At 69.9% G+C, this 18,458-nt stretch carries 17 protein-coding genes; 5 read left to right on the plus strand and 12 right to left on the minus strand.

Annotated elements, in window-relative coordinates; genetic code table 11:
* Positions 1-152 precede the first annotated feature (152 nt).
* The 7 genes from ACZ7LS_RS14565 to ACZ7LS_RS14595 form a co-directional block, all read right to left on the minus strand.
* Entirely contained in the window at positions 153-686 is a 534-nt protein-coding gene (locus ACZ7LS_RS14565; RefSeq protein ID WP_385131019.1) for a molybdopterin-dependent oxidoreductase, read from the minus strand.
* Positions 687-1,098: 412 nt separating this feature from the next.
* Positions 1,099-2,583, minus strand: a complete 1,485-nt coding sequence (locus ACZ7LS_RS14570) for a flotillin family protein (RefSeq protein WP_385131022.1) — start codon at positions 2,581-2,583, stop codon at positions 1,099-1,101.
* Positions 2,584-2,832: 249 nt separating this feature from the next.
* On the minus strand, positions 2,833-3,348 hold the full coding sequence (locus ACZ7LS_RS14575; RefSeq protein ID WP_129771948.1) for a hypothetical protein: 516 nt from the start codon (positions 3,346-3,348) through the stop codon (positions 2,833-2,835).
* A 179-nt stretch (positions 3,349-3,527) separates the two neighbouring features.
* Positions 3,528-4,736, minus strand: coding sequence for a PucR family transcriptional regulator (locus tag ACZ7LS_RS14580; protein WP_385131025.1), 1,209 nt, complete (start codon positions 4,734-4,736; stop codon positions 3,528-3,530).
* Positions 4,737-4,969: 233 nt separating this feature from the next.
* The gene (locus ACZ7LS_RS14585) at positions 4,970-6,205 is read right to left on the minus strand and encodes a protein-L-isoaspartate O-methyltransferase family protein (RefSeq protein WP_385131028.1); all 1,236 of its coding nucleotides are present in this window, start codon (positions 6,203-6,205) and stop codon (positions 4,970-4,972) included.
* A gap of 474 nt (positions 6,206-6,679) precedes the next feature.
* Positions 6,680-6,877 carry a DUF397 domain-containing protein gene (locus ACZ7LS_RS14590; RefSeq protein WP_382528176.1) on the minus strand — a complete coding sequence of 66 codons (198 nt, stop codon included), beginning with the start codon at positions 6,875-6,877 and terminating at the stop codon, positions 6,680-6,682.
* A 7-nt stretch (positions 6,878-6,884) separates the two neighbouring features.
* Positions 6,885-7,739: a helix-turn-helix domain-containing protein gene (locus tag ACZ7LS_RS14595; RefSeq protein ID WP_382528173.1), complete on the minus strand. Its 855-nt coding sequence runs from the start codon at positions 7,737-7,739 to the stop codon at positions 6,885-6,887.
* A 730-nt stretch (positions 7,740-8,469) separates the two neighbouring features.
* Between ACZ7LS_RS14595 and ACZ7LS_RS14600 the strand changes: the two genes are divergently transcribed.
* From ACZ7LS_RS14600 to ACZ7LS_RS14610, 3 genes are all read left to right on the plus strand, one after another.
* A complete protein-coding gene (locus tag ACZ7LS_RS14600; protein WP_382669244.1) occupies positions 8,470-8,733 on the plus strand; it encodes a hypothetical protein in 264 nt (87 codons plus the stop codon).
* Between the two features lie 397 nt (positions 8,734-9,130).
* Complete coding sequence (locus tag ACZ7LS_RS14605; RefSeq protein ID WP_385131032.1) at positions 9,131-10,081, plus strand: IS5 family transposase; 951 nt, start codon at positions 9,131-9,133, stop codon at positions 10,079-10,081.
* Between the two features lie 156 nt (positions 10,082-10,237).
* Positions 10,238-11,338 (plus strand): SGNH/GDSL hydrolase family protein, encoded by a 1,101-nt coding sequence (locus tag ACZ7LS_RS14610; RefSeq protein WP_385131035.1) that lies wholly within the window; start codon positions 10,238-10,240, stop codon positions 11,336-11,338.
* 958 nt (positions 11,339-12,296) lie between these two features.
* Here the strand turns inward: ACZ7LS_RS14610 and ACZ7LS_RS14615 are convergent.
* The 3 genes from ACZ7LS_RS14615 to ACZ7LS_RS14625 form a co-directional block, all read right to left on the minus strand.
* Complete coding sequence (locus tag ACZ7LS_RS14615) at positions 12,297-12,788, minus strand: tautomerase family protein (RefSeq protein ID WP_382528163.1); 492 nt, start codon at positions 12,786-12,788, stop codon at positions 12,297-12,299.
* Between the two features lie 293 nt (positions 12,789-13,081).
* On the minus strand, positions 13,082-14,176 hold the full coding sequence (locus tag ACZ7LS_RS14620) for a CU044_5270 family protein (RefSeq protein ID WP_385131038.1): 1,095 nt from the start codon (positions 14,174-14,176) through the stop codon (positions 13,082-13,084).
* Positions 14,173-14,880, minus strand: a complete 708-nt coding sequence (locus tag ACZ7LS_RS14625) for an RNA polymerase sigma factor (RefSeq protein WP_383254366.1) — start codon at positions 14,878-14,880, stop codon at positions 14,173-14,175. The genes ACZ7LS_RS14620 and ACZ7LS_RS14625 overlap by 4 nt, the downstream gene beginning before the upstream one ends.
* 250 nt (positions 14,881-15,130) lie before the next feature.
* Between ACZ7LS_RS14625 and cynS the strand changes: the two genes are divergently transcribed.
* A complete protein-coding gene (gene cynS / locus ACZ7LS_RS14630; protein WP_382528154.1) occupies positions 15,131-15,580 on the plus strand; it encodes a cyanase in 450 nt (149 codons plus the stop codon).
* Between the two features lie 99 nt (positions 15,581-15,679).
* On the opposite strand, the gene ACZ7LS_RS14635 is transcribed toward cynS, so the two are convergent.
* Both ACZ7LS_RS14635 and ACZ7LS_RS14640 read right to left on the minus strand, forming a co-directional pair.
* Complete coding sequence (locus ACZ7LS_RS14635) at positions 15,680-16,414, minus strand: GOLPH3/VPS74 family protein (RefSeq protein WP_385131043.1); 735 nt, start codon at positions 16,412-16,414, stop codon at positions 15,680-15,682.
* Between the two features lie 60 nt (positions 16,415-16,474).
* On the minus strand, positions 16,475-17,233 hold the full coding sequence (locus tag ACZ7LS_RS14640) for an SDR family oxidoreductase (RefSeq protein WP_385131046.1): 759 nt from the start codon (positions 17,231-17,233) through the stop codon (positions 16,475-16,477).
* 235 nt (positions 17,234-17,468) lie between these two features.
* On the opposite strand from ACZ7LS_RS14640, the gene ACZ7LS_RS14645 reads away from it, so the two are divergent.
* Positions 17,469-18,455, plus strand: coding sequence for an ABC transporter substrate-binding protein (locus tag ACZ7LS_RS14645; protein WP_382528145.1), 987 nt, complete (start codon positions 17,469-17,471; stop codon positions 18,453-18,455).
* Positions 18,456-18,458: the final 3 nt, after the last annotated feature.

Raw genomic sequence — 18,458 nt, forward strand, 5'->3', positions numbered from 1 at the left:
CACGCACCCCTCGCTTCCGAATGACCACGCCCCCCGCCGCCCCCGCCCGCCCCCCCCCCCCCCCCCCCCCCCCCCCCCCCACCGCCCGCTTGTTGTCGGTGTCGGTGTCGCTGTCGCTGTCGTCAGGCGGTGGTGGCGGCGGGGGCGGGCCCTTACCGCGCGGGCGGCGCGGTGCGCTCGGCCGGGCGGGGCGGTACCGCGCACGCGCCCACCCACACGCTGGTGATCGCGCTGATGTAGCGCGCCCCGCAGCGGTCCGTGGGCACCACCAGCTGGCTGCCCGCCGACTCCAGGCTGCGCCCGTCCATGGCCGTGGCCAGCAGGATCGGTACGTTGCCGAAGTCGGCGTCGATCTCAGCCCAGGAGAGCACCGTATGGTGCCCGTCCCCGCCGGTGACGGCGAGCAGGAACCGGGACCTGTCCTTGCGGCGGCGGGCGTCGAAGACCGGCTTCGCCTCGTCGACCACTTCCCGGAGCAGCGGCCCTTCGAAGGTGTGGTGCCGCGGCCCGCTGGTGGCGCAGTCGAAGACCACCTCGGCGTGGTGCTGCTCCCAGCGGTTCCGCAGATCGGCGACGGTGAGCGAGAGCGGGCACGCGACCTCCCCGCGGAGGGTGAAGGCGGTGCGTGCCGGAAGGGACGGGGGCGGCGATGTGGTCGTGCCTGGCGGCGGGCTGGGCCGGCTCATCAGATTCCCCCTCGGGAGGTCCGCTGAGAGTTCCGCGTGGCGGCTGCATCCTGGTGATGCCCCGCCGACGGTCCGGGGAATCGCGGATGCGAGCCGACAGCGCTTCTTTGCCTCGCCTTTATGAGGTGGTGCCCCTGTCTGGGCTGGCAAGTGCGCACACGCTGGGTGGCAAGCGCGTGCGCGCTGGGCTGGCAAGTGCGCACGCGCCGGGGCTGGTTGCCTGGCGGGGAACGCCAAGGGCCCGGTCGGCACCCTCGTTTACTCGCCGACCGGGCCCTGTTCGCCACCCGCACAGCCTGTTCAGCCCGCACAGCCTGAGCTGTTCAGCCCGCGCGGTCTGTCCGGGTCGTCCGGGCTGTCCCGGTCGTCCGGTCGTCCGGGTCGTCCGGGTCGTCCGGGCCGTCCGGACCGTTCAGTCCGTGACCTCGATCCGCCCGTTGACCTTGGCGCCGCCCGCCGTCTTCGTCTCCACGGCCGCCGCCGCGCCCGCGCCCGTACCCCCGCCGGTGCCCGTACCCGTGCCCCCGGTCTTGCCCCCGGCGATGCCCTTCAGCAGCTCGGCCAGGTCGACTCCGGTGGTGGAGCTGAGCAGTTCGACGCCCTGCGCGACATTGTCGGCGACCGTACGCGCCAGCTGACCCGCGCCGTCCGTCGAGATCACCGTCATCTTGTCCACCGCGCTCAGCGGCTCGGACGCCTTCGCGACGACCGACGGCAGCACCTCCACCAGCATCTGGAGGACGGCCGCGTCCCCGTACCGCGCGTACGCGTCGGCCTTCTTGTGCATCGCGTCCGCCTCGGCGGAACCCTTGGCGCTGATCGCGGCGGCCTCCGCCTCGCCCTCGATCCGTACGGCGGCGGCGAGCGCGGCGCGGTGCGCCTTCTCGCCCTCACCGGTGAGCCGGGACCGCTCGGCGTCCGCCTCGGCCTGCTTGACCAGCGCGATCCGCCGGGCCTCGGCCTCCTGCTCGGCCTGGTACCGCGCGGCGTCCGCGGGCTTACGTACCTTGGTGTCCAACTCGCGGTCGGTCAGCGCGGCCTGGCGCTGGGCCACCTTCTCCTGCTCCATGAGCACGTCCTGCTCGCGCGCCGCCTGCGCCAGCGGTCCGGCCGCCGCCGCGCGCGCCGCCGCCTCGTCCGTCTCGGCCTTGATCTCGGCCTGCTTCAGATAGAACGTCCGCTGGGCGATCGCGATCTCTTCCTCGGCCTTGAGCCGTGCCTGCTCGGCGGCGCGGCGCGCCACCGCCTCGGCGATGTCGGCCTCCTGCTTGGCACGCGCGGCCTCGGGCCGGCCGAGGTCCTCCAGATACGAGCCCTCGGTGGTGATGTCCTGGATCTGGAAGGCGTCGAGCACCAGTCCCTGCCCGGAGAGGCTCGCCTCCGCCTCCTCCGCGACCTGCCCCGCGAAGGCCGCGCGGTCGCGGATGATGTCCTCGACCGACATCCGGCCGACGATGGAGCGCAGCGCGCCCGAGAGCACTTCCTGGGTGAAGCCGACAATGCCGCCCTGCTGCTGGAGGAAGCGCTGGGCCGCGGCGCGGATCGAGTCCTCGGTGCCGCCGACCTTGACGATGGCGACGCCTTCGAGGTTCGCCTTCACCCCGCGCAGTGTGACCGCGCCACGCACGGCCACCGGGATGTGCCGGCTGGACAGGTCCAGTGTGAACTTCTGCTGGACGAACGGGACGACGAAGACGCCGCCGCCGACCACGACCTTCTGGCCGCTGGTGTCCATGGACACCCGGCCGGTGGCCGGATCGGTCGACTGCTTGCCGCGCCGGCCGGTGACGATGAACGCCTGGCTGGGCCCGGCGACCTTGTAGCGCGTGATGACGGCGAGTGCCAGCAGGACGACGAGTGCGACGACCCCCAGCACGGCGATGAGAAGTGGGCTCATGGTGCTCTCTCCCTTGCCTCCCGTGTCTCCCGTGTCCCCCCATGCCTCCCGAGGAGGCGACAACGGGACGGCAAAGGGGACGACAAGAGGACGACGCATTGGCGTGATTGAAGCGGTTTGGGGTGATTGGTGCGGCGGATGTGCGACAGGTGAGGTGAGGTGAGGTGAGGTGAGGTGAGGTGCGGGGCGGGGCGGGGTAGTGCGGGGCGGGGTAGTGCGGTGAGGACGGACGGGGCGACGACGAGCGGGTCAGCGCTGGACGGGACGCACCAGGACCGAGGTCGACGAGAGCGTCTCCTCCACCCAGATCTCGGCACCGTTCGCCACGGGCTGCGCGCTCTTCGCGGAGTACTTCACCGGCTGGCCGCCGAGCCGCAGCAGCACCTCGCCGTAGCCCCCGGCCGGAATCGCGGTGACCACCGTGCCCGCCGAGCCGACGAGATCGTCGCCCCGTGGTGTGACGGCGGTCTGATCACGCATCAGCGCCCTGCTGAACTTCCAGGTCAGCCACCCGGCACCGAGACCGGCCGCCACCCCCGTGACGGCGGCCGGTCCCGTACCGAGCGGGGTCGTGCTGAGCACGATCGCGCCGCCGAAGCCCAGCATCGAGACGAACCCGGCGATCACCGGCAGTGAGAGCAGTCCGTCGAACAGCCCGTTCAGCACCCCGACCCCGTCGAAGAGCCCTTCGAGAATGCCGTCGAAGATCAGCGACAGGACGAGCAGCGCGATCCCCGCGATGCCGAGACCGAGAAAAAAGGTCATCGGATCCATCGGTTCCCCCCTCCCCCTCTGCCGCTTGTTTCTCCGGCAGGCCCCCATGGTCCCATCTTTGTCCGGAACAGGACATTGCCGTTTTCCGGCAGTCTTAACGCGTTCTTAATGCCGACAGCAGAAGATCTCCCGGGCGCGGAAGGCCGCCGGTCCGTCGAACGGCCTCCGGCTCAGAAGGTCTTCGCCGGCCAGTCCAAGAGCCTGGCCCCGATCACGGCGGTTTGCAAGGTGTAGCGATGCACCGGATCGGCGGGGTCGGCGCCGGTGAGTTTGTGGATCCGCTCCAGCCGGTACGTCAGGGCGCGCACGCTCAGCGAAAGCCGCCGCGCCGCCTCCGCCGCCACACAGCCCGCTTGGAAATAGACGGAGAGGGTCTCGATCAGCGGCTCGGCTCCGCCGCGCGCCGCCTCCAGCGGACCGAGCGCGCTGAGGACGAGTTCCGTCATGGCCTCCCGGTCCCGGGTGAGGACCGGATAGACGAGCAGATCGGCGGCGTGCAGCACAGGACCGTCCAGGTCGAGCCGGTCCGCGAGGCCGAGTACGTTCAGCGCCTCCTCGTACGACCGCACCACCCCGCCCACCCCGGGGCGCGGCCGGCCGATCGCGACCCGGCCGCCGTCCGTGGCGGCGAACGCCTGCTTGGCGAAGTAGGCGAGGACCTCGCCCTGGTCGCCCGGCGCGATACAGACGAGCCGGCCCGCCTTCGTCGTGAGCAGCACGCTGCGATCGCCGAACCGGCTGATCAGCGCCTGTTCCACCGAGCGCGGAACGGCGTCCTCCTCGTCGTAGGCGACGAATCCCTCCGCGACCGCCACGGCGTGCTCGTACGAGAGCCGCAGCCCGAACCGCTCGGCACCCTCCGCCAGCCGGCCCGGGTCGCTGCGCCCGTACAGCAGGTCGTCGATGAACTCCCGGCGCGCGGCGACCTCTTGCCGTATGGCGAGCCGCTGGGCCCGTTCGTACCCCTCGGCGAACGCGTCCACGACCTGCTCGATGGCGGCGAGCACGCTGTCGACGGAGGCGGAGGCGGAGGCGGAGGCGGAGGCGGAGGCGGGGACGGGGGCGGAGGTGGAGCCGCCGCTGTTGCCGGTGCAGGTGCCGGTGCCGCTGCCGGTGCTGCCGCCGGTGCTACCGGTGCTGCCGCTGTTGCCGGGGGAGGCGGTACGGGGGGAGGCGCTGACGGGCCAGTGAGCACGGGCCGCGGCGAGATGCGCGCCGACCAGGGCACGCAGCCCGAAACCGGCCTCGGCGGCCCGTTCCCCCAGCTCCCGGCGGGCCAGCAACTCGTCCCGGGTGAGCCGGCGGCCCGTCGAGGCAGCCGCCTCCAGAATGCGGGCGTACCCGTCCAGAAACTCGTCGGGTATGCCGTTCCCTGTCACGCCTGCCCCTGCCTGGTCTTTTGGTCCACGGATGTCACGCGACCTACGTATGTCACGCCACGTACGAGTGTCACGCGTCCCCACCATGGTGCACGGGGGGCGCGCACGCCCCTCGCCTGGGCGGACCGGAGGCGTGAGGTGTCCCCGCCTACTTGCAGACGGGGCAGCTCACTTTCTTGCGCGCGCCGTCCTGGTGCTCGTAGACCCACCCCTTGCCATGACAGGTGCCGCACTCAGCCAAGGGAAGCCCCCACGGTCGTCGTCGCGTTGCCCGCCGCTGTGTCGAGGGAGTGGACGGCGGGTACGGCCGGGTCGTCCACCCACACGTACTGGCGCTCCGGTGTGACGGTGAAGCCGATACGGTCCAGCCCCGGGCGCCCCTGCCGGGTCCAGGCGTGATGCACGGACTCGGCCTCGTCCCACAGGTCACGCGGCCCGGTCTGCGTCAGCCGGCCGTCTTTGTCGACGGTGGCGCGGGAGACCCCGTCGGTCAGCAGCACGCTCCCGGAACCGCTCACCCAGGGCTCATCCCCGACGAGGGAGGCGAGCAGGACCTGAAGGCCGGGGGCGGGGTGGAGCAGGGACTCGCTGTCGAGGCCGCAGTTCAGGGAGCGGACGCGGGGTGGTGGGGCGTCGGCGCCGGTTGTGATCTTGTCCGTGGGCTGGTGCCGGTGCTCGTGCTGGTGCTCTCGCTGGGACTGGGGCAGTCGCTGCGAACGCAAGGGCATATACGAGCACTCCTCCCCGAACCGGCCGGTGGCCGAGCCGTCGTCGAGGACGGTGAGACGCAGGAGCCTGCCGATGGGCGGGTTGTACGGGAGAACGATGTGCCCGCCAGGACTGGTGCGCTCCACCCATACGTACGGGACGTGTGTGACGCCACAGGTGACATGCACGCGGTCGAACAGTCCGTCGGAGTGGCTCTGCGGGGTTTGCAGTTCGGTGGCCGCGTCGCCGATGACGACGCTCGGGCGAAGGCCGCAGCGGGCGAGGTTCTCGGCGGCGGTCCTGGCCAGATCGCGGTCGATCTCGACGGCGGTGACCAGGGCATCGTCCCCGGTGAGGTACGCGCACAGTCCGGAGGTCCAGCCGGTGCCGGCCCCGATATCGAGCACCCGGTCACCGGGGCGTACGCCGAGGTGCCGTAACCCGGCGGTGACGAGGAGGGGACTGGAGGCGGCGCAACTCGGCGCGGTCGACGGCGCCGCCGCGTTGGCCGGGGTGAGCTGGGTCCGGCCGCCGTCGAGCTGAGTGACGATCACGCTGTCGGAATACACGGCCCGCCACCAGCGGTCCGGGTCACGGTGCTGATCGATCCAGTAACCGGACGCGGCGGGAGGCGTACCGACGCCTTGGGGAACGGCCCAGGCCTGTGCCGGAATGAACTCGTGCCGGGGTACGCGGATCAACGCGTCGGCGAGGGCGTCGGGTTGGGGCGGCGTGGGCGTGAGCTTGGGCGGGGGCGGCATGGCAGTCCCTTCGAACGGGGCGGGGCGGGGCAGTGCGGGTGCGAGTGCGGTGCGGTCGGGTGCGGGTGCGGGTGCGGGATGTGGGTGGGGGCGCGGGTGTGGGCGTGAACGGTCACCGCGGTGGCAAGTCCCCGAAGATCCGCTGGAACAGCTCGGTGGAGCCATGGCCTGGGTGCCCTTCTCCTCGGCGCGCGATGCGGGGGCAGAGTTGTCCCCCGCCCGCGCGCCGGCATGACGAGCGGCGGGAGGGGGACAACCCTTCGGGACTCTCCCCAATGAGGCGCGGGACGGGGAGAGTTGCGCCGGGCAGGGCGATGTCCTGCCAAGGATTCGACCCGGACTGGCGACGCACAGCGACGGTAGCGTTACGGAGAGAGGGTACGCAAGTGTGTACCGGAGCATTTATGCTGACCGGTACATGCAGAGAGCCCCTCACCTTCGAGGGTGAGGGGCTCTCGTTGCAGGTGGGAGGGCTCAGCCGGTGAAGTGGTCGAACTCGCCTGCCTTCACGCCTGCGATGAACGCGGCGAACTTGGTCCGGCTGGTAGCGGTAACTGCGTTCGGGTCGTCACTCTCGCGCATGAGGATGGCGCCGTTGTGCTCGGCGATCTCGACGCATTGCGCTCCTCCTTCGGAGAACGACGACTTCTGCCACTTGATGTTTGTGCTCATGCCTGTCTCACAATTCTCGTGCGATGTGATGGATGAAGCTGCGCGACTCAGCAGGTTCCAGAGAAGCCTGCTCGGCAAAGTCGAGCAGGGTTCGGTATTTCTCCAACTCGGCAGCAGCATGGAGGAAACGGCCTTCGAAGCTGTTGTCGAGATGAGCGCTGTCGAGCTGTGGCACGACGCCGCCCGCGTAGAGCAAGGTTTGGGTCAGGTTTATGAAATTCTCATTGGCGAACGGGATGATCCGAAGCATGACGTCCGGCCGCTCGGAGACCTCGATGAGGTGCTCAAGCTGCTTGCGTGCGATCTTTCGCCCACCGATGCGCATCCGGAGTGCGGCCTCGTGCACGATTGCCTCAAGGTCTGGAGGGTTCTCACGGTCGAGGATGGACTGCCGTCTCATGCGGTGGTCCACCCGCGCCTGTACCTCGTTGGCGGGAAGTTTTGGAAGCACGCTCTCGAAGAGCGCCCGTGCGTAGTCCTCTATCTGGAACACCCCAGGGAAGGTTACTGGTTGCAGATAGCGCAGGTGCTTCGCGTGGTGCTCCACTTCGGCGACGTCCAAGAAGCTGGGCGCCAGGATCCCGCGATACTCGTCCCACCAGTACTGACCGCGATGCTCGCTCGCAATGGTGCACAAGGCATCGATCAGAGCGGTGTCAACGCAGTCGTAGAAGACTGCCAGCTTGCGGATCCTCTCCTCGCTGATGCCGAGGCGCCCGGATTCGATGTTGCTGATCCTGGCCTGATCCGTCGAGAAGAGGCCGGCCGTTTCGCGGGCTGTTTTGCCTGCGCGAATGCGTAGCTTCTTCAACTCCGCACCGAGGCGGGCCTGGCGGGCGGTCGGGTTGTCCCTTGGTGGCATGTCACCTTCCCCTGTCTGCTCACAGTGTTGCGCGTAACCGGGTCACGGGTCCACCGGCTGTCCCTGGATCGAGTTACATGAGCGGACCGGTGAATGTATTTACCCTACCGTCATCTCGACATCGCGTCGCACGTCAGTAAGACCGAAGTGCAGCCGCTTTGGCGCGCCTTGAGGCGCGCTCGCGCGGTCATCGCCACGGATGGCGGGCCACGCGTCAGTTCAGACCGCACCGCGTTGGGAGAACGACATGACCACCGTGACCGCCACCGCAACCCCCGTACCCCCGCCGCCCCAGGGCGCCGAGACCTACCGGCTGGCCTTGCCCAGCACGGCGACCGCGCCGAGGATCGCGCGTGACTTCGTCACGTCGCTCCTCGGGCTCAGCCGGCACCGCAACCTCGTCGACGACGCGCGCCTCTGCGTGACCGAGGTGGTCACCAACGCGCACCGGCACACCCGTACGCCCCTGATTCGCGTCCGTGTGACGGTCAACCGCAAAAACAGGTCACCGTCTCCGTCGCGGACGACAAATCGTGGGCGCTGCCCACACCGCCGCACGTACCGCGCCGGGCGCGACCCGTGCGCGTGGCGAACAGGATTCGGGGCGTGGGCTCGTCCTCGTGGAGAGCCTGGCTCTTGCATGGGGGTCGACCATCTACGGGGGATCCTCGCCCAGCCACAAGACGGTGTGGTTCACGTTGTCCGAGGCCAGGAACGAGGTGGCCGGTCGATGGAACCCGTAACGGATCCGGCGTTGTGGGGTGTTGTGTCGATCGCGATGAGCGTGGTCGTGCTGGGGGTGTGGCTGTTGTGTGCGGTGGTGCCGTCGGTGGACAGCGCTGCTGTCCCGTCGGTGCCGCTGGGTGCGGAGGAGGGGTACACGTACACCTGCTACTGCTGCCCCGACCCGGTGCGGGTCACGATCCGTGCGCCGCAGGCGCACTTGGTGGGGCGTGCGGCTGGTGGTCGCCTGCGGGTGAGGGCCGAGGGGTAGTCGTGGTGGGCCGGGGTGTGTGGTGGCGGGTGGGGGCCGCCCCTTGGGTTTCAGTGTCGCGGCTCCGGGTCGGGCGTCAAGGGCGCTCCTTTGTCGCGTCGGCTGCGCCGATTGCGCTGCGCTCCACCCTTGACTCCCGCCCCTGCACCGCAAGTGCTGCTTTGAGGGGGGCGGCCCGGGGGAGGGGTCCCCGGAGGGGATCCGTGCGGGGGCCCGGTCCGTTGCCGACCGCAGGTTGGTGGGCCCTGCGGGGCTGCGCGGGAGTGGTGTGGGGTGGCCCGGCCCCGGCTCAGCGGGCTGGTGTGGGTGGGTGGTTGGGGCGCATGCCCCGCTGGTGAGGGCCCGTTGTTGGCTGCTTCTGTAGGCCGGGGCGGATGGAAGTGGCTAGTCGCCCCTAATGCCCCAGTTTGGCGGGCCTTTTGGGGGTCGTCGGGTCGGTTATGCGTCCTGGTGCCAGCTAACCGGGCCTCGGAGCACCCCACGGCCTCCGATCGGCCCACTGTCGTCTGCTGGAGCGCGGGAGTGGTGTGGGGTGGCCCGGCACCGGCTCGGCGTCCGGCTGGAGCCGCACTTGCCGGTGCTGGGACGGCGTGGCGGACGGTGGAACGATCACCGCAAGGTGATCAATGGCATCCTGTTCCGGGTCCGAACGGGCATGCCCTGGCGGGACCTTCCCGAGCGTTTCGGCAGCTGGAAGACCGTCTACGAACGGCACGTGGGCCCGGATCCTGCGCGCCGTCCAGGCCGATGCCGACCTCGCGGGCCGGATCGACTGGAGCATGGTCAGCATCGACTCGACGTCATGCCGAGCCCATCAGCACGCGGCCGGGGCCCGAAAGAAGAAGCCGCGCGTCCCGAAAAAAGGACAACGCCCCGGCACCACCGAACCGACGAAGGACTCGGCCGGTCCCGGGGCGGCCTGACCTGCAAGATCCACCTCGCCGAGGGTGGGTCCCGGCCGATGGCCTTCCTGGTCACGCCCGGCCAGTGGGGCGATGCACCGCAGATGATCGAGGTCCTCGAACGCATCCGTGTTCCCCGCCCAGACCACCTCGGCGGCGACAATGCATACAGCTCACGGCGCAACCGCCGTTACCTGCGAAGACGCCAGATCAAGCACACCATCCCCGAACCGAAGGACCAGCGGGTCAACCGCAAACGACGCGGCAGCAAGGGCGGCCGGCCCACCGGCTTCGACAGCAAGATCTACAAACGCCGCAACGAGGTCGAGCGGACGATCAACCGGCTCAAGAACTCCCGGGCCGTCGCCACCCGATACGACAAGAGGGCCTACGTCTTTCACGGCACCGTCACGGTCGCGGCGATCCACTTATGGATCCGACCGTGATCTGCAGGGCAGAGCCCAGGGGCGAGATCGGCTGAGGGGGCGGCTCCGGACACGGTGGGGTGAATGATCATCAGGACCGTGGACCACCTCGAAGCGTGACTGATTGAGTACAGAACGATACGAGCCGTGTGGTTCGTTTCCTGCTCAGGAGGTTACGTGTTCCATCTCAAGACATCGTTCGCACGAAGGGTCGCGCTGGGCGCGCTCACCGCGTTGACCCTCGCGGCCGCTGTCCCGCGCGGCGCGGTCGCGGCGGCGCCGGAGCCGGTGCAGTGGGCGGCGCTCGGCGACTCGTACACGGCCGGCGTGTTCGTCGGCGACCCAAGGCCGACGCTCGGCAGCGCGGACCGGGACGGCTGCGATCGCACGACGGGCGCTTACCCGAACCTCGTCGAGCGCAGGCTCTCGGCCGAGCCGCCGGCGGGCCGGCCGGTGCGGCTGACCGACTTCAGCTGCGGCGGCGCCGTCACCGAGGAGATCGCCACCGCCCGGCAGACCCCCATCAGCCCGGTGCAGCCCCCCGAGGGCGGCTGGCCCTCCGTGGCCCCGCAGATCGACCGCGCCCAGCTGAGCGCAAGCACCGACGTGGTCACGATCGGCGTCGGCGGCAACAGCCTGCCCTTCGGCAAGATCCTCACGTCCTGCCTGATTCTTGGCACCGGGCAGGAGGATGACGCCACCCCCTGCAGGGACGCCTACGAGAGGGGCGACTTCTTCCTCGACCCCGAGTCGATCCGCGACAAGTTCCAGCGGGTCTTCCGGGAGTACGCCGCCATGCTGGAGGCCGTGCACGACAAGGCGCCCAACGCCAAGGTCATCACGGTCGGCTACCCCACGATCGTCCCGTCGGACGCCACCACCTGTGACCGCCAGGACACCACCGAGCTGGCGGCCGGCATCAAGGACGCCGAGACCCGACTCTCGGCCACCCACGGGGACATCGCCTGGCTGGGCGAGGTGAACACCGAGCTCAACGCGATCATCGAAGACGTCACGGACCTTGTCGATTACGGATACACCTACGTCGACGTCGCGGCCTCCAGCGTCGGCCACGACGCCTGCCAGCCCCGCGCCACGAAATGGGTCGAGGGAATCTGCGGCCAGGCCGGCCCGTACTGGCCCACCGACCTCACCCTCGGCCTGATCGCCCTGACGTGCTCCAACGGCAACCGGGCCACGCTCGTCCACCCCAACGCCGCCGGCCACGCCAACACCGCCACCCTCGTCGAATCCGCCGTCCGCAAGGCCCTGACCTGACCTGATCGCACCGCCCCGCCGCGATGTTGAATGCCCGTTTCGCCTCACGTCACGGCCCCGACCCTGATCCGCCGGACAGACCCTAACCGGGCCTCAGGGAGCCCCACGGCCTCCGGCCGGCCCACTGTCGTCTGCTGGGGCGCGGGAGTGGTGTGGGGTGGCCCGGCACCGGCTTAGCGGGTTGCCCCCGGTGGGTGGCGGGGATTCATGCTCCGTTGGTGACGATGTGTGGGTGGTGGGGCGGGTGTGACGGGGGAGGCCCCGTGTGGGCCTCTGAGGGGCCGTGATGTGCCGTGGCGCCAGGTGAAGTGGTCGCAGGACGCATCACCGGTCCGAGGACCCCCCAAAAGGCCCGCCAAACTGGGGCATAGAGGGGCAAGCTGCGGGTCTCGTCCGCCTTGGGCTACAGGTGCAGCCGACAACGGGCCCTCACCAGCGGGGCATGCGCCCCAACCACCCACCCACACCAGCCCGCTGAGCCGGTGCCGGGCCGCCCCACACCACTATCGCGCAGCCCCGCAGGGCCCACCGACCGGCAGTCGGCAACCGGACCCCCGCAACATGGGTGCTTCCCCGGGGACCCCTCCCCCCGGGGCCGCCCCCCTCAAAGCAGCACTTGCGGCGCAGGGGCGGGGGTCAAGGGTGGAGCGAAGCGGAATCGGCTTGCCGACGCGACGAAGGAGCGCCCTTGACGCCCGGCCCGGAGCCGCGACACTGAAGCCTCAGGGGCGGCCCCCACCCGACACCACACCCCCCGGCCCACCCCGACTACCCCTCGGTCCTCACCCCCAGCCGACAAACCCTCCCCCACCAGCGGGGCATGAATCTCAGCCGCTCATGAGGGTCAGTCGCCGAGCCGGGGCCCGGCCGCCCCACTCCACTCCCGCGTGGACCACCCACCGTCCTGCGGTCCGCAACGGACCGCAGGGACGAAAGAGCTTTCCCGGGGGCTCTTGAGCTACGTGGCGCGCCATGTCGTTGCCGCGTGGCGCCCGGGTCCGTAGATCTGGGCCAGTGCCTCATCGGCCTTTTCCGGGCTGCCAGTGCGCAGGAGGGCCCGGAAGGCGTCCCAGTCGGGAACGCGGCCGTCCAGTCCCCACTGATCGTTCGGGATCGTGTAGACGTGCACCCACGGCCCGTGCGCCGGTAGGGGAGCAGAACCGAACACCGATCGGACGGCCTCGCTGGTCTTGATCAGCATGGCGCGGGTGTCTTCGGGCGTGGGAAGGAGTTTCTGCGGCGCGATGACGTCGAGCTGGACTCGGGAGTGGGGATCGGCACCGTCGACATTCCCCGGTGCGTACCAGTTCTCGGGCTCAAAATCGAAGAACTGCACCCAAGAGGTCTCCTTGTGGGTCTGGTTGTTGACCAGATCCTCGACGTCGGCCACGGCCTGGATAAGTCGTGCGCCGAGCTCCTCCTTCTGCGCGGCGCTCAGATGGCCCTTCATTGCGTGCACGCGAACGAAAACCATATGCGTGGTCCCTTCCAGTCGCTGGTCGACGGCCAACCCTGAGCCGGAGAAGGCGACCGGTCTCCACAGGCACGCTGACCCCTGGCGTTCCATCACCTGATCGGGCGAGGCGGTGTCGGGTGCGGTATGCGCGTGCGGGGATCGGTCACGGTGACCGGTCCCCGAACGAAACCGACTGCACTTTCCCCAGCGTCCCGCCATGTCGCGAGCGCGAGCGCGAGCGCCTGCACGCACTCCAGAGCGTCAGCCGGCCGGAGGACTCACGAGGATCACGAAGACGACGACGGGGTCTGCTTCATCTCGTCGACGACGGCCCGCGTGATGATGGCGCTGGTGTAGTTGACGGTGCCGGGCTTGAGCACGACGCCCTCTTCCTTCCTCTCCTTCACCTGGACGCTGCGCTCGCCGAGGAAGGCATGGGTCTTCTTGTCGAAGATCCACTCCTCGCGCGCGCCGCTGGTCTCGTCCATCCGGGCGACAGCTACGCCGGGCCGGCCCGCCGCGTCGACGGCGTCGTTCACGACGACCACCCCGGGGATCTTCGCGGCGGTCTTGAACAGCGCCGAGTACAGCTCCGCGGGCGGGTAGCTCTCGGCGAGCAGGTCCCCGATCGTGCTGAACGCCTGCTGGTCGGGGGAGTTGCCCTGGCCCGCGGTCTCCTTGTAGATCTTCGCCAGCAGCTGGTCCGGGTTGGTGGTGAGCTTGGTCAGGTAGTCGTACGACGGACCGTTCAGGTCTGCCTTCCGGGGGTTGCCCTGCTCGTCCGGCAGGCTCAAGGTCTCGCCCTTGGGGTCATCGTTGACCGCGGGGTCGATCAGCCAGCCCTTGGTGCCGTCGGCCGACATCCAGCTCTGGCGGGTGTTCAGGGGGTGGCTGGCGAGGCTGCTCTTGCCGTCCTTGGTCTGGACGAAGGTGGTGGCCGTCCTGGACTCGATGTAGATGAACTGGCCGGGTCCGACGCGCGGGTGGGCCGTGCCGGAGCCGGCGGCGAGCGAGATCTGGTTGAGCAGCTGAGGCGCGCCGTCGGAGCTGGCGGTGCCGAGGTCGGTGGTCAGGGCCGGTCCGGCGGCGAGATCGCTTCCGTCACCGCCGTTGTCGAGCACCGAGGCGGTCACGATCACGCCCGCCAGGACCGCGGCCATCGCGGGCAGCGCGAACGCCAGGCGCGGCAGCCGCCGGGTGCTCTTGGCGGCGGCGGGGGGCGCCGTACGGGCTTCGTTCTGCTGGATGTCGTGGATCTGGGCCATCAGACGCTCCTTGTGGAACTGGTGACGGCCCGGCGGCAGGTCGCGCGCTGTCCGGGACATGAGCTGGGTGCTCTCATCCATGTAGGCCGGATGCTGCCGGGACGGGTTCGCGTTCATCGGTTTCCTTCCTGTGCGGGCCGGATCACGTGGTCGCGATCGCCTCTTACCTGTCGGATGGGGAGGACGGCTTCCCGTTTCCCGCGAACCTTTTTCCGGACCCTCTCCCGTTCGGGGCGCGACAGCTGGGTCGTCCGTGGCGTGGCGCCCAGCGGGCGGGCGAGTTCGGCCTCCGCCAGCGTGCGCAGCTTCTTGCGGGCCCGGGACAGCCGGGAGGCGACCGTACCGACGGGGATGCCGAGCGCCTCGGCCGCGGCCTCGTAGTCCAGGCCCTCGCCCAGACAGAGCGCGATGACTTCCCGCTCGGTCCGGCGCAGCGTGGCGAGGAGGGTGAGGACGGTCGCGAGCCGCCGGCGGTCGTCGACCCGGCCGGCCACCTCTTCGGCGTGGTCGCGCACCGACAGCTCGGCCGCGGCGGCGGCGTTGGCGGCGGCCCGGTACCGGCGGTTGGACCGGAACTGATTCCGCGCGGTGTTGGTGGCGATCCCCAGGAGCCAGGGCCGCAGCGAACCCCCCTCGGGATCCACTCTGTCCCGCAGCTTCCATGCCTCCATGAACGTGGCGGCCATGACGTCCTCGGCGGTCGACCAGTCGGCGGTCAGCCGGAACGCGTGGTTGTAGATCGCGCGCGCATAGCTGTCGAACAGCTCGGCGTACGCGCTCGAATCCCCGGCTCTGATCCGGGTGCGCAATTGAGTGCTCACCTCAGGAAGCTGTCCGGCACTACACATCGCCTTCCCGTGACCTACGCCACACGCCACTCCCTCCTGTCGCGGGGCTTCGAGGTCTGCCCGGACGGACCATGTCCTGGTGGTGGCGATCGCGCTCGCCTACGTACTCTGAGGAGGACACCGGAACGGAGCGCGCGTCACCGGTACGGCCTGAGCGATCGAAGAGTGGTCAAGACCCCTTTCACCAGACCCCCTTCACCAGACCCCTTTCAGAGGAGCCGGAATGACGCCGATCATGAGCAAGTCGGACGCCGCGGATCTGGTGGTCGCCGCCCGGATCCGACGTGGACTGTCCTGGTCCGACATCGCCGACGAGCTCGGCGCGCCGCTCGTATGGACGACCGCCGCCCTGCTGGGCCAGCATCCGATGGCGCGGGAACAGGCCGTGCGGGTCTGTCAGTTGCTGGGGCTGTCCGAGCCGGTCGCGGAGAGCCTCCAGACCCAGCCGTACCGCGGCACCGACCAGGCGGTGCTGGCCGACCCCACCATCTACCGCTTCGTCGAGGCGCTTTCGGTCTACGGTCCCGCGCTCAAGGAGCTGATCCACGAGGAGTTCGGCGACGGCATCATGAGCGCGATCAACTTCCGCGTCGACATCGCCCGCCGTCCCGACCCCGACGGGGACCGTGTCGTCGTCACGTTCGACGGAAAGTTCCTCGATTACAAGTGGTGATCCGGGGGCGGACCGTGACACCCCGGAGGGGACGACCGGAGGGTTCTCCCGCCGTCCTCCCGCCGTCCCCTCCACCGTGTGCCGACCCGGTCCGTAGCCTCAGTAGCCTCGCCAGACGTTGTCGAAAGCGTCCTGCTCGATGGAGCGCCGCTGCCGTACGGCCTCCAGCTCCAGCAACGCCTCATTGACGGCGACGAGTACGGTCTCGACCGCGTCGTCGGCGGTGTCCGGCGCCTCGGTATCCGGCACGGCGGTGTCCGGCGCCTCGGCGGCCGACGTTTTCGTGTTCGGCGTCTCGGTGTCCGCCGCCTCGTCCGCCGCCGTCGTGTCCGCCGCGCTGTCCGGTGCCTCGTCCGCCTCGTCCGCCTCGTCCGTTTCCCCGTCGCGGATTCCCACGGCCGCCGCGAGGGCCACGAGGACCGGCTCCTGCGCCGCCCACCGCTCCCCCGCCAGGCGGCGATCGGGCGAATCGACCAGTGCCGTCCGGCCGGTCCTGAAGGGCAGCAGCCCGCGACGTCGGCGCGTGAGCTGTCCGTCCGTCTCAAGCGCGGACAGATAGGCCGGGGCCAGACCCAGCCCCCTGCGCCACAGCCAGTCGGCGACCGTCTCGTACGGCGCTTCTCGGGTGAGTGACTCCGTGGCCTGGTCCAGCAGGGGATCGGTGAGGGCCGGCCGGTGGCCGGGCACGATCCGGTCGTCGTCCAGCCTGATGGCCTCGGCCGCCAAAAGGTCGATCAGCTCGGCTCCCGCCAGCGCGAGCGACAGCTCACCCGCCGCGGGCGGACCGGGTGCCACGTCCATGGCGGTGATTATCAAGTCCCGGGCTGTGGTCATAGAGGGCTCCACCTCACTGGCATCGAAAGACAGGGTTGGGGCTTCTGCTCCCCGCCAGTCTCAGCCAACAAGCTGCTGCCCACCATCGATGTCGTATGTCGCGCCCGTAAGCGCCGTGTTGGTCATGATATGGACGGCGAGCGCCGCGACATCGGCCGGTCCGACCACGCGGCCGATCGGGAGGGTGTTCCGCAACTCCTCGCGACGGGCGTCGAGTCCCTCGCCCAGGAGCCCCGCCGACAACGGGGTGTCGACGAAGCCGGCCGCGATGAGATTGACGCGGACCGGCGCGAGCTCCAGCGCGAGGCTCGCGGTGAACACAGGCAGCGCGGCGGTGACCGCGGGCGCGAACCCGAGGCCGGGACCTATCCGTCGGGCGCCGGTGCCGCCCATGTGCAGCAGCGAGCCACCGGGCCGCACCCTTCCGACGGCGAGGCGCGCGACTTCGAGCGGCAGCAGCATGTGCTCGCTCGCCGCCCGGCGGGCCTGATCGGGGTCCAGGTCGAGGAGCCGTCCGTAGGACGGGCGTCCGGCAGTGACCATCACATGGTCGATCCACTCCGGCAGCCCCTGGAAGAACCGCTTCAGCTGCGCCGGGTCATTCGCGTCGAACGCCGCGGTGCTGAGCGCGTCGGCGTCCGCCGCCGCGCGCCGTAGCCGCTCGGGGTCCCGGCCGGTCAGGATCACGTCGGCGCCTTCGGCGCGGGCGTGCATGGCCGTCGAGAGCCCGATGCCCGCGCTCCCGCCGATGATGACAACGGTCTGCCCGAGCAGGGCGGGGTCGCGGTGGCCGAGAGAGACAGATGCCGAGGTGCTCATGATGCTTCCTCTCCGTCTCTCATACGGACACTCCCGCTGTGCGGACACTCCCGCTGTGCGGACACTTCTCGCTGGCGGACGCTCTCGCCGTGCGGACACTCTCTCTGTACGGTCGCTCTTTTCCTGACGCGTCGCACCTCGAACGGACGGGTGACTTGTTGCCTGGAGGGGGCGAAGGTTAGGTTCGCCTTATCCAGGTCCGGAAGAGTCCGGCCTGTCGTCAGGGGGCCCCACCGTGTCCAGTACGTTCATCCGCCGCCGTATCACCGTGGCCGCCGCGGCCACCGCGCTCGCCGTCACGCTCGCCGGATGCGGCGGCGACGACAAGGCCGCGGACAAGGGCGGAGAGGCCGCCGACGGCGGTGCCGGTACGCACACCGTCACGACGGTCATGGGCGACGTGACCGTCGGCGACGCGCCGAAGCGGGTCGTCGTACTGGACACGGACGCGCTCGACTCGGCCGTCACGCTCGGCGTCACACCGGTCGGCGCCACCACCGTCGTCGACAAGGCCCCCTTCTCCACGTACCTCCCCGAGGAGAAGCTCAAGGGCATCCAGCCCGTCGGTCTGATCGCCGAACCGAACCTCGAAGCCATCGCCGCGCTCAAGCCGGACCTGATCCTGAGCAGCAAGGTCCGCGACGAGAAGAACTACGCGTCCCTCTCGGCGATCGCCCCCACCGTCTTCTCCGACACCACCGGGCCGGCCTGGCGCAAGAACTTCGACCTGCACGCGGACGCCCTCGGCAGGAAGAACGAGGCGAAGAAGGTCGTCGCCGACTACGACGCGCACGTCAAGCGGCTGACCGACGCGCTGGGCGGGGCCGCGAAGGCGAAGCGGACGAAGGTCGGTTTCGTACGGTTCGTAGAGGGCGCGGACACCCGGCTCTACCTGAACGACACCTTCGTCGGCTCCCTCTTCAAGGACCTCCAGGTCGGCCGCCCCGCCAACCAGGACACCACCGGATTCTCGGCCGATGTCAGCCCCGAGCAGATCGACAAGGCCAACGCCGACGTCATCTTCTACTCCACCTACGGCGACGCGAAGAAGGCCAAGGAGACCGACACCGTCGGCGGCCCCCTCTGGAAGAGCCTGGACGCGGTGAAGAAGGGCACGGCCTTCAAGGTCGACGACAACCTGTGGATGCTCGGCATCGGTTACACCGGTGCGGGCCAGGTGCTGGACGCGATGGAGAAGAGTTTCGCCGCCGCCGCGTCCTAGCCG

The sequence above is a fragment of the Streptomyces sp. NPDC039430 genome (genome assembly GCF_055639435.1).

What these genes read in the sequence shown, in the direction of transcription:
- ACZ7LS_RS14605 (WP_385131032.1), top strand. Translation starts at nt 9,131, where the DNA reads ATGCCCCAGTTTGGCGGGCCTTTTGGGGGTCGTCGGGTCGGTTATGCG.
- ACZ7LS_RS14590 (WP_382528176.1), bottom strand. Translation starts at nt 6,877, where the DNA reads ATGAGCACAAACATCAAGTGGCAGAAGTCGTCGTTCTCCGAAGGAGGA.
- ACZ7LS_RS14570 (WP_385131022.1), bottom strand. Translation starts at nt 2,583, where the DNA reads ATGAGCCCACTTCTCATCGCCGTGCTGGGGGTCGTCGCACTCGTCGTC.
- ACZ7LS_RS14565 (WP_385131019.1), bottom strand. Translation starts at nt 686, where the DNA reads ATGAGCCGGCCCAGCCCGCCGCCAGGCACGACCACATCGCCGCCCCCG.
- ACZ7LS_RS14595 (WP_382528173.1), bottom strand. Translation starts at nt 7,739, where the DNA reads ATGCCACCAAGGGACAACCCGACCGCCCGCCAGGCCCGCCTCGGTGCG.
- ACZ7LS_RS14615 (WP_382528163.1), bottom strand. Translation starts at nt 12,788, where the DNA reads ATGAAGGGCCATCTGAGCGCCGCGCAGAAGGAGGAGCTCGGCGCACGA.
- ACZ7LS_RS14635 (WP_385131043.1), bottom strand. Translation starts at nt 16,414, where the DNA reads ATGACCACAGCCCGGGACTTGATAATCACCGCCATGGACGTGGCACCC.
- ACZ7LS_RS14640 (WP_385131046.1), bottom strand. Translation starts at nt 17,233, where the DNA reads ATGAGCACCTCGGCATCTGTCTCTCTCGGCCACCGCGACCCCGCCCTG.
- ACZ7LS_RS14575 (WP_129771948.1), bottom strand. Translation starts at nt 3,348, where the DNA reads ATGACCTTTTTTCTCGGTCTCGGCATCGCGGGGATCGCGCTGCTCGTC.
- cynS (WP_382528154.1), top strand. Translation starts at nt 15,131, where the DNA reads ATGACGCCGATCATGAGCAAGTCGGACGCCGCGGATCTGGTGGTCGCC.
- ACZ7LS_RS14620 (WP_385131038.1), bottom strand. Translation starts at nt 14,176, where the DNA reads ATGAACGCGAACCCGTCCCGGCAGCATCCGGCCTACATGGATGAGAGC.
- ACZ7LS_RS14585 (WP_385131028.1), bottom strand. Translation starts at nt 6,205, where the DNA reads ATGCCGCCCCCGCCCAAGCTCACGCCCACGCCGCCCCAACCCGACGCC.
- ACZ7LS_RS14600 (WP_382669244.1), top strand. Translation starts at nt 8,470, where the DNA reads ATGGAACCCGTAACGGATCCGGCGTTGTGGGGTGTTGTGTCGATCGCG.